The organism is Thermus caldifontis (assembly GCF_003336745.1).
GTDB lineage: Bacteria > Deinococcota > Deinococci > Deinococcales > Thermaceae > Thermus > Thermus caldifontis.
In genome coordinates this window covers 17288-32204 of record NZ_KZ851837.1, presented here as the reverse complement: position 1 = coordinate 32204, position 14917 = coordinate 17288, and the positions used below count along the sequence as shown (strand labels likewise).

At 66.1% G+C, this 14917-nt stretch carries 13 protein-coding genes and 1 pseudogene; 8 read left to right on the top strand and 6 right to left on the bottom strand.

Annotated elements, in window-relative coordinates:
• From DK874_RS01515 to DK874_RS01500, 4 genes and pseudogenes are all read right to left on the bottom strand, one after another.
• A pseudogene (locus tag DK874_RS01515) lies at positions 1–230 on the bottom strand (hypothetical protein); the annotation flags it as partial.
• 284 nt (positions 231–514) lie between these two features.
• Positions 515–1450 carry a GGDEF domain-containing protein gene (locus tag DK874_RS01510; RefSeq protein WP_114312147.1) on the bottom strand — a complete coding sequence of 312 codons (936 nt, stop codon included), beginning with the start codon at positions 1448–1450 and terminating at the stop codon, positions 515–517.
• 49 nt (positions 1451–1499) lie between these two features.
• Entirely contained in the window at positions 1500–2858 is a 1359-nt protein-coding gene (locus DK874_RS01505) for an FAD-binding oxidoreductase (protein WP_114312145.1), read from the bottom strand.
• Positions 2859–2867: 9 nt separating this feature from the next.
• Positions 2868–3191, bottom strand: a complete 324-nt coding sequence (locus DK874_RS01500) for a hypothetical protein (protein ID WP_240307577.1) — start codon at positions 3189–3191, stop codon at positions 2868–2870.
• Between the two features lie 228 nt (positions 3192–3419).
• On the opposite strand from DK874_RS01500, the gene DK874_RS01495 reads away from it, so the two are divergent.
• The gene (locus tag DK874_RS01495) at positions 3420–3872 is read left to right on the top strand and encodes an EVE domain-containing protein (RefSeq protein WP_114312143.1); all 453 of its coding nucleotides are present in this window, start codon (positions 3420–3422) and stop codon (positions 3870–3872) included.
• Here DK874_RS01495 and pilC read toward each other — a convergent pair.
• Positions 3847–5067, bottom strand: a complete 1221-nt coding sequence (pilC, locus tag DK874_RS01490; RefSeq protein WP_114312141.1) for a type IV pilus assembly protein PilC — start codon at positions 5065–5067, stop codon at positions 3847–3849. The two genes, DK874_RS01495 and pilC, sit on opposite strands and share 26 nt — an antisense overlap.
• Between pilC and DK874_RS01485 the strand changes: the two genes are divergently transcribed.
• Both DK874_RS01485 and scpB read left to right on the top strand, forming a co-directional pair.
• Positions 5066–5659, top strand: coding sequence for an L-threonylcarbamoyladenylate synthase (locus tag DK874_RS01485; protein ID WP_114312139.1), 594 nt, complete (start codon positions 5066–5068; stop codon positions 5657–5659). The two genes, pilC and DK874_RS01485, sit on opposite strands and share 2 nt — an antisense overlap.
• Entirely contained in the window at positions 5652–6173 is a 522-nt protein-coding gene (gene scpB, locus DK874_RS01480; RefSeq protein ID WP_114312137.1) for an SMC-Scp complex subunit ScpB, read from the top strand. The genes DK874_RS01485 and scpB overlap by 8 nt, the downstream gene beginning before the upstream one ends.
• On the opposite strand, the gene DK874_RS01475 is transcribed toward scpB, so the two are convergent.
• Positions 6120–7199, bottom strand: coding sequence for a PIG-L deacetylase family protein (locus DK874_RS01475; RefSeq protein WP_114312151.1), 1080 nt, complete (start codon positions 7197–7199; stop codon positions 6120–6122). The genes scpB and DK874_RS01475 overlap by 54 nt on opposite strands.
• Positions 7200–7229: 30 nt before the next feature.
• On the opposite strand from DK874_RS01475, the gene DK874_RS01470 reads away from it, so the two are divergent.
• The 5 genes from DK874_RS01470 to dnaG are packed head-to-tail and all read left to right on the top strand — an operon-like array spanning position 7230 to position 14885.
• Positions 7230–7853, top strand: a complete 624-nt coding sequence (locus tag DK874_RS01470) for a GNAT family N-acetyltransferase (protein ID WP_114312134.1) — start codon at positions 7230–7232, stop codon at positions 7851–7853.
• Between the two features lie 30 nt (positions 7854–7883).
• The gene (locus tag DK874_RS01465; RefSeq protein WP_114312132.1) at positions 7884–10085 is read left to right on the top strand and encodes a DEAD/DEAH box helicase; all 2202 of its coding nucleotides are present in this window, start codon (positions 7884–7886) and stop codon (positions 10083–10085) included.
• Positions 10086–10094: 9 nt separating this feature from the next.
• Positions 10095–10517, top strand: coding sequence for a hypothetical protein (locus DK874_RS01460; RefSeq protein ID WP_114312129.1), 423 nt, complete (start codon positions 10095–10097; stop codon positions 10515–10517).
• Between the two features lies 1 nt (position 10518).
• Complete coding sequence (locus DK874_RS01455) at positions 10519–13176, top strand: AAA family ATPase (RefSeq protein ID WP_114312127.1); 2658 nt, start codon at positions 10519–10521, stop codon at positions 13174–13176.
• Positions 13155–14885 carry a DNA primase gene (gene dnaG / locus DK874_RS01450; protein WP_114312125.1) on the top strand — a complete coding sequence of 577 codons (1731 nt, stop codon included), beginning with the start codon at positions 13155–13157 and terminating at the stop codon, positions 14883–14885. Before DK874_RS01455 ends, dnaG begins: the two co-directional genes overlap by 22 nt.
• Positions 14886–14917 lie beyond the last annotated feature (32 nt).

Here is a 14917-nt window from a genome sequence, read left to right as displayed (position 1 = left end):
TCCGCAGCCATGTCCTGCTGCAAATGGCTGGGGTGGAGCTTTAAGGTAGCAAACGAAGGAATGACATTCTGTAAGACCTGGGAATGGATATGCTTGTATTCTGGTAACTCAGCTCTTATCTCGGGCAGGTACTTCTTCTGCTCATAGAAACTGATGGTCCTTTTAGCCTTCTTGTAGGCCTCTCTACGCTCCTGAAGTGCCGCGTTGTAGAGCTGCCGGCATAGATAGAGGGTACGCTCTAGGTCTTTTCTCTATGGCTTGGTGGGGTATAGACGGTACTTGAAGGCCTTTCTGATCACTGTGCCTCCATTCTATGGTAGAACATCCGCCGCCCACTAGGCTATGTGCTCCGCTTTGGGGCCCCTACCCCAAATGAACCTCCGGAGCACGTGGGGGAGCTAAGCTCCCTTCTGTCGCATATAGCTCCGCTGACCCATGTATCCCTGGTTTGGTCAGCCCGTAGGGCTATCTTGGAAACCGGGGGATTATAGCTCCCCCACACCCCCTCTTTTTTCTAACCCTCCTGCTCCACCCGATTCTTCCCTTCCTCCTTGGCACGGTAAAGGGCCCTGTCGGCCCTCTGGAAGAGGTCCTGCAGGTCCCCTCTATACTCCGCCACCCCAAAGCTTCCCGTAATACCGACGCCACTAAGCCCCGCTCTAAGCCTCTCCGCCACCCCCACCGCCTCCTCCCCCTCGGTCCTAGGAAGGAGGATGGCAAACTCCTCCCCACCCCAGCGCCCCACCAGGTCCCCCTGGCGGACGTGGGCCACCAGGTACTGGGCCACCTCCTTGAGGAGCCGGTCCCCCACCAGGTGGCCGCGGGTGTCGTTGACCTTTTTGAAGTCGTCCAGGTCTAGGATCACCAGGCTAAAGGGCTTTTCCCCCCGCTCCACCCGGGCCGCCTCCCGCTCTAGGGCCATCTCCAAGGCCCGGCGGTTGGGAAGGCCGGTGAGGGGGCAGGTTAGGGCTTGTTCCTTCCAAAAGCGCATCTGGCCATGAAGTTCTCGGAACCGGGCCAGGAGGAAGGTGAGGCTGTAGAGGATAGCCTGGCTTACCGCAAAATGGGGCCAAGGGTCCAGGTTCCGGCCCCACACCAGGGGGGCCAGGACCAAGACCCCACCCCAAAAGGCCCCCCAAAGATACCCCAAGGACCAAGGAGGATAGGCGAACCCGGAAAGCAGGTAGAGGGCCGGGGTGAAGAACCCAGCCAGGGGCCAGCCCTCCCCCATCCGCCACATCTCAAAAAGCAGATAGGCACCTAGAGGATGGAGGAGAAGGCGGGGCGCCACCTTGGGGCCCCGGCTCATGGCCCAAAGGGCCCAGAGGACCAGCAAAAGGTAGAGGAGAACCTCCAGGCCCTGGGGCGGGAAGCGCCTCACCTGGAGCAAAAGGCCCAGGGCCATCCCCGCCCAGCTGGCCAAGTAGAAGACCCGGCCCCGGCCATCCATGCTTCCAGGGTAGACCCCTTCCCGTCAAAACCCTGTGAAAATAGACCCGCTAGGGCAGGACCTTTCCCGGATTCAGGAGCCCTTGGGGATCCAGGGTGGCCTTTACGGTGCGGAAAGCCTCCAGGGTCCCTTCCTCCACCGCTTCCCTCATGAACTCCCGCTTCATGAGGCCGATGCCATGCTCCCCGGAAAGCGCGCCGCCATGCCGTAGGGCCACCCGGGCGATCTCGTGGGCCAGCTCCCAGACCCGCTCCTCGCTTTCCCTCCTGGGGTCGAAGAGGATGTTGGGGTGCAGGTTCCCATCCCCGATGTGGCCGAACTGGGCCACCACCAGGCCGTAGGCCTCCCCCAAGGCCTGGATCTCCCGCACCACCTCGGGAAGCTGGCTTCTGGGCACGGCGATGTCCTCGTTGACCCGCTTGGGGCGGATGCGGCCCAAGGCGGGGCTCACGCTCCGCCTAGCCCGCCAAAGGGCCTCCGCCTCCCTCTCGTCCCGCGCCTTTTGCACCCTGGCCCCAAGTTCCTGGGCCGTCCTCTCCAAGAGGGAAAGCTCCTCTTGGACCACCTCGAGGTCCTCCCCATCCGTTTCCGCCAGGAGAAGGGCGTGCCCCCGGGGAAGGCCCATGCCCAGGTAGTCCTCCACGGCGCCCGTACAGATGGGGTCCAAAAACTCCAGCCTGGCGGGCACCGCCCCCAGGGCGATGGCCCGGGAGACCGCCTCCGCCAGAGCGCCCACCTGGGGGAAGGCCGCCATCAAGGTGGCCCGGTACCGGGGAAGGGGAAGAAGCCGCACCCGCACCCCCGTAATCAGGCCCAGGGTCCCTTCCGAGCCGATGAGGAGGCCAGGCAGGTCGTAGGCCTTACGGCCCAGGCGGTGCGCCTCCCCAAAGGCATCCACAAACTCCAGCTCCAGCACGTAGTCTCCCGTGACCCCATACTTGAAGCAAAGGGGTCCCCCGGCGTTCTCCCCCAGGTTGCCCCCCAGGGTGCTGGTGCGCCAAGAGGCGGGGTCTGGGGGATAGAAAAGCCCATAGGGCCTGGCCTCCTCCGAGATCCTGGCTGTGGTCACCCCAGGCTCGGCCCAGGCGGTGCGCCCTACAGGGTCCAGCTCCAAGCGGGTCATGCGGGTGAAGGCCACCACGATGGCCCCCTCCTCGGGCACCGCCCCCCCACTTAGGCCGCTTCCCGCACCCCGGGGAACCAGGGGAAGGCGGTACTTCCGGGCCAGGCGCACCAGGGCCTGCACCTCCTCCCGGGTTTGGGGCAGGACCACCGCCAGGGGCTCTTGTCCCACCAGGATGGCGTCGTAGCGGTAAACCCCCTTTTCCGCCGGGGAAAGGAGGGCCCTTGGTCCAAAAAGGGCCTTCAGTTCAGCCCTTACCCCCCTGGTTTCCTGAACCCCCACCATGCCCTAAGGCTACCAGGTGGGGTCGCAGAAGGGGGAGGAGTCTGGGCGCACCCGGTTGGCCGCCGGCACCAAGGGCCCGGCCAGGCCCCCGGTGTACCCCCTGAGCCAAAGCCTCCGGTCGGGAAAGGGCTCCACGATGATCCCCTGCGGCCTCAGGGAAAGGCTTCCAGGCGAGGTAAGGGACACCGCCCGCACCTCACCCCCCGGGCTCACCTCCAAGAAGCCCTCCACCCGCCCCGCACAGATGGGACCAAAGAGGGCATACCGCTCCTGCGGGCGTGCCCGGTCGGGAGTAACCCCTTCCGGCAGCCAGAAAAACTCCAGCCCGTCCACCTTCCCTCCAGGTCAAAGGCGAAGTCCAGCTGGGTGTCGTAAGCGGTGCAGTAGGTGCCCTGCGTCCGCAGGCCCGTGATGCGGTGGCCGGGGTAGACCACCTCCAGGGTCAGGGTGCAGGCGGAAAGGAAATAGGGATACCAACACCAGGCCCCGCATACCCCAATCTTCCCCTGATCCTTCAGAGAAGGGCTTTGTACCCACTAAAGGCCCCTTTAGACTTGGGCCATGGCCTACTGGCTTCTCAAGTCCGAACCCGAGGTGTACAGCATCCTGGACCTAAAGCGGGAGGGCAAGGCCATCTGGGATGGGGTGCGCAACTACCAGGCCCGGAACTACCTGATGCGGATGCAGCTGGGGGATCTTTGCTTTTTTTACCATTCGGGCGCCAACCCCCCAGGGATCGCCGGGCTCTGCCAGGTGGTGGCCACCCACATCCCCGACCCCACCCAGTTTGACCCAACCAGCCCCTACTTCGACCCCAAGGCCACCCGGGAAAAGCCCCGCTGGTACACGGTGGAGGTGGCCTTCCTCGAGGCCTGGCCCCTCATCCCCCTGGCGGAGCTACGGGCCTGCTTTCCCCCAGACCACCCCCTGGTGAAGAAGGGGAACCGGCTTTCCGTGATGCCGGTTCCCCCGGAGGTGGCCGAGAAGCTTATTGCGCGGAAAGGGTGCCGATGATCTTGAAGAGGGGCAGGAACATCCCCGCCACGATCATGCCCACGATCACGCCTAGGAAGATGATCATGAGGGGCTCGATGGCGGCGGTGAGGCTGGCCACCGCCTCGTCCACCTCCCGCTCGTAGAAGTCGGCGATCTTGGAAAGCAAGGTATCCAAGGCCCCTGTCTCCTCGCCGATGGCCACCATGGAGCTCACCATGGGGGGGAAGACGAAGGGGTGCTGGGCCAGGGTAAGGTTCAAGGGTTCCCCTTGTTGCACCTTGAGCTTAGCCGTGTCCACGATCTCCTCCACCACGCTATTGCCCGCCGTTCCCTTGGTGATGTCCAAGGACTCCACGATGTTCACCCCGCTGGAAAGGAGGAGGGCCAGGGTGCGGGAAAAACGGGCCACCGCCGTCTTGCGGTTGAGGTTGCCGAAGACGGGAATGCGGAGCTTCACGCGGTCAATCGCCTTCCGCCCCTGGGGGGTGCCGTAGTACCAGCGGTAGACGAAGAAAAGGAGCACGGCCAACAGCAAAAGGGGCAGGGTGGCGGCCCGGAGGAAGTCCGAAAGGGCGATGAGGAAGCGGGTGAGGAGGGGGAGCTCCGAGCCCAAATCCGTAAGGATCTGGGCGAACTGGGGCACGATGCCCGTAAGGAGGAAGTAGGCCACGCCCACGGCGAAGACGAAGACGATGGTGGGGTAGGTCAGGGCGCTACGGATCTTGCCCCTCAGCTCCAGCTCCTTTTCCAGGAAGCTGGCCAAGCGGTCCAGGATCACGTCCAAGCCCCCCGAGGTCTCCCCAGCCCGCACCAGGTTCACGTAAAGCCGGGAGAAGAGCTTGTGCTTGGCCAGGGCATCGGAGAAGGCCATGCCCCCTTCAATGTCGGTGCGGACCTTCTTGATGATCTCCCGGAACTTCTTGTTCTCCGTCTGCCTTTCCAGAATGGAAAGGGACTGGAGAAGGGTGAGCCCCGCCCCCAGCATGGTGGCCAGCTGCCGGGAGAAGATGGCCAGGTCCTTAAGGCCAGGACCCCTCTCCAGGGCAGGAAGGCGCACCTCGGCCTGGAGGCCCCTCCCCGGCTCCTTGATCTCGGCCACGAAAAGGCCCCGGTCCCTCAGGAGCCTGGCGGCGGTGCGCAGGTCCTCCGCCTCGACGGTGGCCTCCACCAGGCGGCCCTGGCGATCGCGGGCCTTATACTGGTAGACTGGCATGGCAGAAGTATACCAGAAGGAGCTACGCCAGGCGGCCAAGACCCTGAAGGAGGGCGGCCTGGTGGCCTTTCCCACCGACACCGTATGGGGGGTGTTGGCCCACCTGGAGGACGAGGCCGCCTGCCGGCGCATCTACGCCCTGAAGGGACGGGGGGAGGAGAAGCCCTTGCAGGTACTGGTGGCGGATCTGGATAGCGCCCTAGGGCTAGCGGACCTGGGGCTTTTGGAGGAGAAGTTCTTGCGCCTGGTGGAGGCCTTCTGGCCTGGAGGGCTCACGGTGGTGGTACCGGGGCGAGGAATCCCCCCTTGGATCAGCAAGGACGGCTCCGTGGGGCTAAGGATGCCCGACCATGGGGTTCTCAGGGAGCTTCTCCGCCGGGTAGGGGGGTACGCCGCCGCCACCAGCCTCAACAAAAGCGGAGAACCCCCGGTGCGCACGGAGGCCGAGGCCCGGGCCTTCGGCGTGGACTATGTCTTCCCTGGGGAGGCTAAGGGCCTAGCCTCCAGCGTGGTGGACCTGCGCACGGGGGAGGTCCTAAGGGAAGGGGCCATTCCCAAGGAGGCCCTTTGGCCTTACCTACGAGATGCCTAGCCTGAAAGCTGAGCTTCTGGCCGTCCTCTTCGCCGCCGGCAGGCCCGTGTCCTTACGGGAGCTAAAGGCCTTGGGCCATCCGGAAGAGGGGCTCCTGAGGGCGCTCCAGGCCCTGGAGGCGGAACTCAAGGAAGGAAGCCTAGGGGTAGCCCTGGAACGGGTGGCGGGAGGCTGGCGGCTGGTGGTGCACGAGGGAGTTCTAGGGGCCGTGGAAAAGGTCCTCAAGCCCAGCCCGCCTCGGCTTTCCAAGGCGGCCCTCGAGGTCCTGGCCCTCATCGCCTACCACCAGCCCGTGGCCCGGGCGGAGCTGGAGGCCATGCGGGGCAAAAGCGTGGAGGGAGTCCTGGACAGTCTCTTGGAACGGGGGCTCATCCGGGTGGTGGGCGAGAAGGAAGCCCCGGGCCGGCCCAAGCTTTACGGCACCACGGAGCGCTTCCTGGAGGTCTTCGGCCTGGAAAGCCTAGACGACCTCCCGCCCCTGGAGGACGGCCCACCCCTCCTCCTCCGGGGCTAGGGCCTCCCGGGCAGGGATGGGTAAGGGGCTATAGAGCTCGTTTTGCCGCACGAAGGCCAAGAGGAACCGGCCCAGAAGCCGCATCTGGGTTCGGTGGGCACGGATGGCCTTTTCCTTCAGCCTCACCTCCTCCTCGCTCAGGGGAAAGCGGCGCCAAGGGAGGCCCCTTCCCCTAGGGGGCGGGTAGAGGGGAAGCCGGGGATGAAGCCCTTTGGGCAGGGGGTACTGGTACCCCCCGTGGATGAGGTAATACTCCAGCCTCCCCTCCATGCCCAAGGAGGCCGCCGCCTGCATGCCCAAGTAGGCGGTGGCCTGATGGTCCCGGTGGGCGTCCAGAGGGCTTGGCAGGAGGATGCGGCTGGGCTTAAGGGTGGCCAAAAGCTCCACTAAGGTGGCCTCCAGGGCCTTGCCCGTATAGGGAAGCCCCAGGCGGTAACACCCGGGGTAGGCCACCGCCTTAAGCCCCGTGTAGGGGCTTTCGTAGGGCAGGTAGTAGTGGGTGGTGAAGAGGGCGAAAAGCCCTTGGTCGGGAAACCCCAGGAAATAGGCGCTATCCCGGGGAAGGCCCAGGACCTCGAGGCCCCGCCAGGCCTCCACCATGCGCCTTAAGGCTAGGCGGCGCATGGCCTCCTTGGAGGGCAAAGGGCTTCCCGCGGCCAGGTCAAAGGCATCCCCCGAGGTGAGGTAGACCACGCTCACCCGCCCTCCCCTTAGGAGGGTGCGGCGCATCAGACCCGCCGCCGCCAGCACCTCGTCGTCCGGATGGGGGGCCAGCAGGAGAAGGTGTTCCCCCGGCTGGGGTTCCGGATGGGGAGGAAGCCTCCGCACCCGGAAGGAGGTGGTAAGGGCGTGGTAGTAGGCGAAGAGGAACCGTCCATTGATGAAGGCCCAAACCCCCAGGGCCGCCAGGATGAGCCCCACCCGCTCCGCCCAGAGGAGGCCCAGCCAAAGCCTTAAGGCCTCCGCCAACACCAGGTAGAGGGCCAAAAGGAGAAGTAGCCACTGCCAGGGAGCCAGGCGGCGCACAAGGGGCATTGTACGGGCTAAAGTGGTCCCGTGGTCCTCCTTCGCCCCGCCGAGGAAAAAGACCTCCCCGCCATCACCAGGCTTTCCCACAGGACCCTCCTCCTGGGGCGGGAAGGCGCTTTGGTCTTCCCTAGCCAGGAGCTTTGGGGGGAGCTCTTCGTAGCCCCTTACCTGAGGCGGGGATGCTGCCCCCGGGTGGCGGAGGAAGAAGGGGAGGTCCTGGGCTACATCCTGGGCGCCTGTTCGGACCTCGCCCTCACCCTTTACCTCCTTCCCCGCATGCCGCTCCTTCTCTTCAAGCTTCTCCTAGGCTGTTACGGACCACCTCTTCCCCACCTCCGCTACCTCCTGAGGCTCCTTCTCTTCCCAGGCCCTAAGGCCCCCAAGAGCCTTTACCCCGCCCACCTCCACATCGCCGTGGATCCCAAGGCCCAGGGCAGGGGCATAGGCAAGGCCCTCTTGGCCGAGTTCCTGGAGTGTTTAAGGAGAAAAGGGGTAAAGGGCGTGCAGCTTTCCACCACCCGGGCCAACGCCGCCGCCCGGAAGCTTTACGGGAGCCTGGGCTTCCGCCTCTGGGCCAAGCGGGCCAGCCCCTTCTGGGCCCCCTACCACGGCCACCCCGTGATCCACGAGGTCTGGGTCAGGGAACTCTAGACGCAAGCCGCAAAAAGCCATAATGGAAGGGTGCTGCCCGAGGCCTTAAGGGGATGGGAAAGCTACCGGGACTGGCTGGAGGCCGACCCGGAGTTCCGAGGACGGATCGTCTTTGCCCGTACCCTTCCCCCCAGTCCCCCCAAGACCGTCCCCTACCGGGGAGCCTTCGCCGGGGTCCTCGAGGCCTTGGGCCTAAAGCCCTTCGCCCACCAGAAGGAAGCCCTCCTTAGGGTGGAGGAAGGGAAAAACGTGGTCATGGCCTACTCCACCGCCGCCGGCAAAAGCCTGGTCTTCCAGGCCCCGGTGCTCAAGGCGGCTTTGGAGGGGGAAACCAGCCTCCTCCTCTTCCCCACCAAGGCCCTGGCCCACGACCAACTGCGGCGCCTCAAGGCCATGGCCGAGGCCTTGGGGGTCCAAGGGGTTTATCCCTACGATGGGGACACCCGCGCCGACCTTAGGCGGAAGGCTCGCCAAGAGGGCCTGGTCCTCCTCAGCAACCCCGACATGCTCCACTTCGGCCTCCTGCCCCGGCACGGGGAGTGGGCCCCCTTCCTTTCCCGGCTCCGCTACCTGGTGCTGGACGAGCTTCACGCCTACCGAGGGGTCTTCGGCACCCACGTGGCCCTGGTCCTCTTCCGCCTTTTGCGCCTGGCCCGCCACTACGGGGCCAACCCCCAGGTGATCGCCGCCAGCGCCACCATCGGCAACGCCAAGGAGCACGCCCAAAGCTTGACCGGCCTTTCCTTCGTGGAGCTACGGGAGGAGGTGGCCCGCTCGGAACGGGAGCTTTTGGTGCTCCTTCCCAAGCCCCTGGACGCCAAGGGGGAAAGGAGGCGAAGCCCCCTCCTGGAGGCCGCCTACCTGGCCCGGGCCCTGGCGGAAGGGGGTTTAAGGGGAATCATCTTCACCAACGCCCGGAAAAGCGCGGAGCTCATCGCCCGCTACGCCGCCCACCCTAAGGTGCGCCCCTACCGGGCGGGCTACACCGCCAAGGAAAGGCGCCGCCTGGAGGAGGGCTTGAAGTCTGGGGAGGTGCGGGTCCTGGTCTCCACCAGCGCCTTGGAGCTGGGGGTGGACATCGGGGAGCTGGACGCCGTGGCCCTGGTGGGGTATCCCGGGTCCATCTCCGCCTTCTGGCAGCGAGCGGGCAGGGCGGGAAGGGGGAGACGGAGGGCCCTGGTGGTCTACATCCCCCGGGAGGACCCCTTGGACGAGTACTTCCTCCACCGGCCCGAACTCCTCCTAAGGACCCCTCCCGAGGTGGCGGTGGCGGATCCGCAAAACCCCGTGCTCTGCCCCCTCCACCTGCACGCCGCCGCCTGGGAGAAACCCCTCCTGCGGGAAGAGATCCTCTGCCCGGAGGCCCTGACCCAGCTCAAGGAGAAGGAGGGCCGCTACTACACCCCCAAGCGCCATCCCCACCGGGACCTATCCTTAAGGGGCTTGGGTGGCACCTTCACCCTAAAGGGCCCGGATGGGGAGGTCCTGGGCTATCTGGACGAGCGCCAGGCCTACTGGGAGGCCCACCCGGGGGCGGTCTACCTGCACGGGGGGGAAAGCTACCTGGTGCGGAACATTGACCCCCAAAGGCGGGAGATCTGGCTTCTTCCCGCCCTCGAGGACTACTACACCGAGCCCCGGGCGGAAACCGACCTGGAGGTTCTCTCGGGGGAGCCCCTGGGCCATGGGGTCTGGGTGGGCCAGGTGGTACTGCGGGAAAGGGTGGTGGCCTACGCCAAAAAGCGCTTTTTCACCGGGAGCGTTCTGGAGGAAATCCCCTTGGAGCTCCCCGAGATCTCTTTCCCCACCGAGGCCCTTTGGTTCCACCCCCCCTTGGTGGTCCCACCCCACCGGATCCCCGGGGGCATCCACGCCCTGGAGCACACCCTGATCGGCCTTTTGCCCCTTTTCGTCCTGGCGGAAAGGCAGGACATTGGGGGGCTTTCCTACCCCTTCTACCCCAGGCCCCTGCCCTCGGGCAGCGGCCCCACCATCTTCATCTACGACGGCTACCCCGGGGGCGTGGGCTACGCCCGCCAGGCGGCCCGCCGCTTCCCCCAGTGGATCCAGGCGGCCTTGGAGCTCCTCAAGGCCTGCCCCTGCCAGGAAGGTTGCCCCCGGTGCGTCCTCTCCCCCAAGTGCGGCAACGGCAACCAGTACCTGGACAAGGAAGCGGCCCTTTTCCTGGCCGCCAACCTCACCCTCTCCCTACCCCAGAGGACCCTGCATTAGACTTTACCCATGACCCCCAGGGCCACTGCCACCGGCCGCGCCATAGAGGAAAGCCCCGAGGCCTTCTTCGCCCGTTTCCGAGCCCATGGGGTGGAGGCTTACCTGTTCCCCGAACCTTGGGGAAGCCCCTTGCTGGAGGGCCTGGCCCGGGGCCAGGTCTTCTACGCCTTTGACCGGGGTACCCCTCCTGCCCCCACCGGCCCCACCTGGGTGCTCCTGCACGGAATGGTGCGGGAGGCCAAACCCCTCGGAAGGGAGGCCTTCTGGCAACGGGAGGGGGCGTCCTACCGCCTAGGGGGAAAAGCCCTCCCCTTGGGCGAGGGCTTTTACTTGCTGGAAAGCCTCCTGCCCCTGGTGGTGTATGCGGAAGATCCCTTGCCGGAGATGGCCGAGGTGCTCCTCTGGCCACCTCTAATGCTCTTCCGGGAGTGAGATGCGCTGCGAATGCGGGCAGAAGAACCCCCCTGAGGCCCGTTTCTGCATGGCCTGCGGCCGGGCCCTGGGGGCCCTTTTGCCCGAGGAAAGGCGGTATGTAAGCGTTCTCTTTTACGATCTGGTGGATTCCAGCCAGCACTTCCAGGCTGGTCTCCAGGTGGCCTACCTTCACCTGCAGGAGGCCCTCGAGGAGGCCGCTCGCGTGGCCCGGGCCAAAGGAGGGTTCGTCCACCGCTTCCTGGGGGATGGGATCCTGGTCCTCTTTGGGGCCCCCAAGGCTCGAGGCCAAGAGCCCTGGCGGGCCCTGGAGGCCGCCTTGGAGATGGTGCGCACCTCCCGCCTACCCGCCCGCGCCGGGGTAGCCAGCGGCGAGGTGCTTTGGGCCCCCTTGGGAAGCGGCCAGGCAGGGGAACCCACCGCGGTGGGCCCCCCGGTGGTCCTGGCGGAAAGGCTCAGCAAGATGGCCCTTCCTGGGGAGGTGCTCACCGAGCCCCAAACCCTGGCCCTGGCCCCAGGGGTGGAGGCGGAAGGCCTGGGCCTCCGGGAGGCCAAGGGCCTGGGAGCGGTGGAGGTGTCCCGGGTGAAGGCGGTCCAGGTGAAGCTTGACCCTGACGGCCAGGCGCTTCTTGCCCTCCTTCAGAAAACCTTCGGTCGCTTCCCCGCCCGCCTGAACCTGGTGGGCCCCCCAGGAAGCGGCAAAACCCTTCTTCTGGAGAAGTTTTTGGAAGCCTTCCCTCACCCCGTGGTGGTCCTGGAGCGTATGGGGCCGGAAACCCCCTTGCGGACCACCCTGCGCCAGGCGGTGGAGAAGGCCTTTGGCGAACCGGAAGCCCTCTTAGCCCTGGCGGACCTTTCCCCCGAACTTTCCCTGGCCTGGCGCTACAGCCTGGGCCTCGAGGAAAAGGGCCCCGAAGGGGATAGGTCGGCCAGGGTGGCCCGCCCCCCTTGGGATCGCACCACCCTGGAGGCTGCCATTTACGAAGCCTGGAAAAGGGTTTTGCAAAACCTGCCCCACCCCCTTCTCCTGGTGGCCAAAAACCTCCATGCCCCAGATCGCATCCTGCGGGCCCTTCTTCGGCACTCCTTCCCCAACCTTTCGGTCCTGGCGGAAAGCCGCAGGCCTTTATTCCAGCCTATCCTGGAGGTCCAGGGCCTCAAGGCCCCTCCCCTACTGGCCCTGCAACCCGCCTTAGACGCCCTCCCCCCGGCGGAACGCCAGGCCCTTTTGATCCTTGGGGTGCTGGAGCAGGACCCACCCTCCCTCCAAGGACGGCAAGGAGACCTGGAGGAACTCCTCTGGGAGCTGGCGGGCCCCTTCTCCGCCTGGCGCCTGGAGGAGGAGGGCTTCACCCAAGGGGGCAGGCCCCTGCCCCAGGTGATCCAGGCGGCCCGGGCCCTGGTGCCGGAGGAGCGGGCCAAGGCCTGGCACCAGGCGGCGGCCCGCTTTTACCGGGGAAAGGGGGCCATCTGGTCCATGGCCTACCACCTGAAGCAGGCCGGGCAGGTGCAGGAGGCGGTGCAGGCCCTGAGGCTTCTCGCTCAGGCCGCCTGGCGGCAAGGCCACCCCGAACAGGCCATACCCCTTTACCAGGAGGCCCTGAAGGCCGCCCCACCCTCCTGGCGGGATGCCTTGGCCAAGGAGCTCCAGGATGCCCAGGCTTCCTTAGGCCAAGCGGAGGAGGCCCAAGGGGGCCCTAGGTCCGAAGACCCCGTGCTGGAAGCCCTCCGCCAGGCCCAGCATCCCTTAGACCTCCTTCCCCTCCTGCCTAGCCTCAGGCCCTACCCCCTGGAGGAGGCCCAGGCCCGGCTTAGGGTGGCGGGGGCCCTTTGGCGGGCCTTCCAGCCCCGGCAAGCCCTGGAGGTCCTCACCGAGCCCCATCCCCTTGTCCCCGCTTCCCTACGCCTCCACCGGCAAAGCCTTAGGGCAGGCCTCCTCATGGACCTGGGCCGCTACGCCGAAGCGGAGGCCCTGCTCCGGGAAAGGCCTGGGGGCGACCCGGAGTCGGAAACCCGCTTTCACGCCACCCGGATCCGCCTTTTCCTGGAAACCGGCCGCCTAGCGGAGGCCCTGGAGGAGGGCGAGGCCGCCTACCGCCAGATGCCCCACCCCTGGCTGGCTGCCGCCCTCCTCTCCGCCTGGACCCTAAGGGGGCGCTTCCGGGAGGATCTCTTCCAGGCGACCCTGCGCCACCCGGACGGCAAGGCCCTAGGGGTATTGGCCCTGGCCCACCACCGCTGGCAAAAGGGCCTGGACCCCACCCCCCTCCTCAAGGAAGCCCTGAGGGAGGCGCGCCAGCTTTCCAACCCCTACGTTTACCACCTGGCCCTGACCTCCCTGGCCCTTTACCTGTGGCCCAAGGCCCCAAGGAGGGCCCAGACCCTCTCCCAGTACCTCCTCTACCAGACCCACCGCACGGGCTTCGCCGTGCACCTGGAGGTGGCCCGGCTCCTCCGGGCCCAGCTCCTCCTGGAAGGGGGGGAGAAGGTGGAACACCTCCTGGGATTTACCCCCTCTGTGCCCTTAACTCACGTGTGGCAGAAGGTCCTCCTGGGGGAGGAACCCCAAGGGAACCTCCGGGGATACGGTATCCTGGGAAGGTGGGTCCTGAGGCTTTGGCGTGAGCGGGGGGTAGAATGGAGGCGGCTCATGCGGTAGAGGCCATTAAACGCCGCCTCTCCCTAAGGGAGGTGGTTTCCCGGTACGTGGCCTTGAAGCCCGCAGGCCGCGGCCGCTGGAGGGGCCTCTGCCCCTTTCACCAGGAGAAGACCCCCTCCTTCTACGTGGACGAGGAAAAAGGGCTCTTCCACTGCTTCGGTTGCAAGGCGGGAGGGGATCTCTTCGCCTTTGTGGAAAAGATGGAAGGCCTGGACTTCCGGGAGGCCTTAGAGCGCCTGGCGGAGGAGGCTGGGGTGGAGCTCCCCAAGGGCGGGGCTCCCGCCAAGCGCCGGGAGCTTCTGGATGTCCTAAAAGTAGCCCAGGAGTACTTCCTGGAGGGGCTTAAGGCCTCCCTCGAGGCCCAGGCCTACCTGGAAACCCGAGGGCTCAGCCCAGAAAGCATTGCCCGCTTTGGCCTGGGCTATGCCCCGGCCAAGGGGGATGGCCTCCTCACCCACCTGAGCCGCCACGGAATCAGCCCGGAGGAGGGCCTTAAGGCCGGGGTCCTGGCGGAAAAGGACGGGCGCTTCTACGACCGCTTTAGGAACCGGATCACCTTCCCCATCAAGGACCAGCTGGGGCGGATCGTGGCCTTCACGGGAAGGGCCTTGGGGGAGGAAACCCCCAAGTACCTGAACTCCCCAGAAACCCCCCTCTTCCGCAAGCGGGAGGTGCTCTTCGCCTACCCCGAGGCCAAGGCCAAACTGCGCGAGGGGCGGGCCATCGTGGTGGAAGGGCTTTTTGACGCCATCGCCCTACACCAGATGGGCTTCGCCGAGGCGGTGGCGGTTTTGGGCTCGGGGCTTTCCGAGGAGCAGGCTCGCCTTTTGGAGATGCAGGAGGTGCGGGAGGTCTACCTGGCCTTTGACGCCGACGAGGCCGGGCAAAAGGCCACCCTGCAGAGCCTGGACCTCTCCTTGGCCCGGAAGTTCCTCTTCTATGCCGTGCGCCTGCCCAGCAAGGATCCCGGGGAGCTCCTCCTCCTTCCTGAGGGCCCGGCCCTCTTCCAAAAGGCCCTGGAGGAGGCCCTTCCCGAGGTGGAGTTCCGCTTCCAGGAAGCCACCCGGGGCCTGGACCTGACCCGACCCGAGCACAAGCGCAAGGTCCTGGAAGCCCTCACCCCCAGGATGCTCTCCCCGGAGCCCTTTGACCCCGTGGCCGACCGCCTCAAGGCCCTGGTGGTGGAGCGGTTAGGGCTTTCCCCGCGCCAGCTGGAGGACTACCTGGCCAGCCTCAAGCGGGGCAGGCGCCCACCCCCCCAACCCCCCAGGGCGGAGCCCAAAAACCGGGTCCTCCTTTTGGAGCTGGACGTGATGGCCCTCCTCCTCTCCCTGCCGGAGGAGCGCTTTGCCGAGTGGGTGCACCACACGGCCCTTCACGTATGGCCCCCGGAAGGCTCCCTGCTCTCTGAGTTCTTGGAGCTGGCCCGCCGCGAACCCAGGCGGGACTACCTGCGCCAGGTGCTAAGCCGCAAGGAAGCGGGGGGTATCCTCCTGGAGAGGCTCATGCTCCTCCCCCATGTGGACGAGCCCAGATTCCCAGAGATCCTGGAAAAAACCCTGGCCCGCCTGCGGGAAGCCTATTACCTGGAGCGTCGGGCCAAGCTGAAAGAGGAGCTTCAGCGCAACCCCAGCCTGGAGATCCTGCGAGAAATCCAGGAACTGGACCAGGCCATTGAGGCGGAAAGGCGCATCTACCGGAAGCTCTAGGGTAAAATCCTTTCGGGCATAGGCCCAGGGAG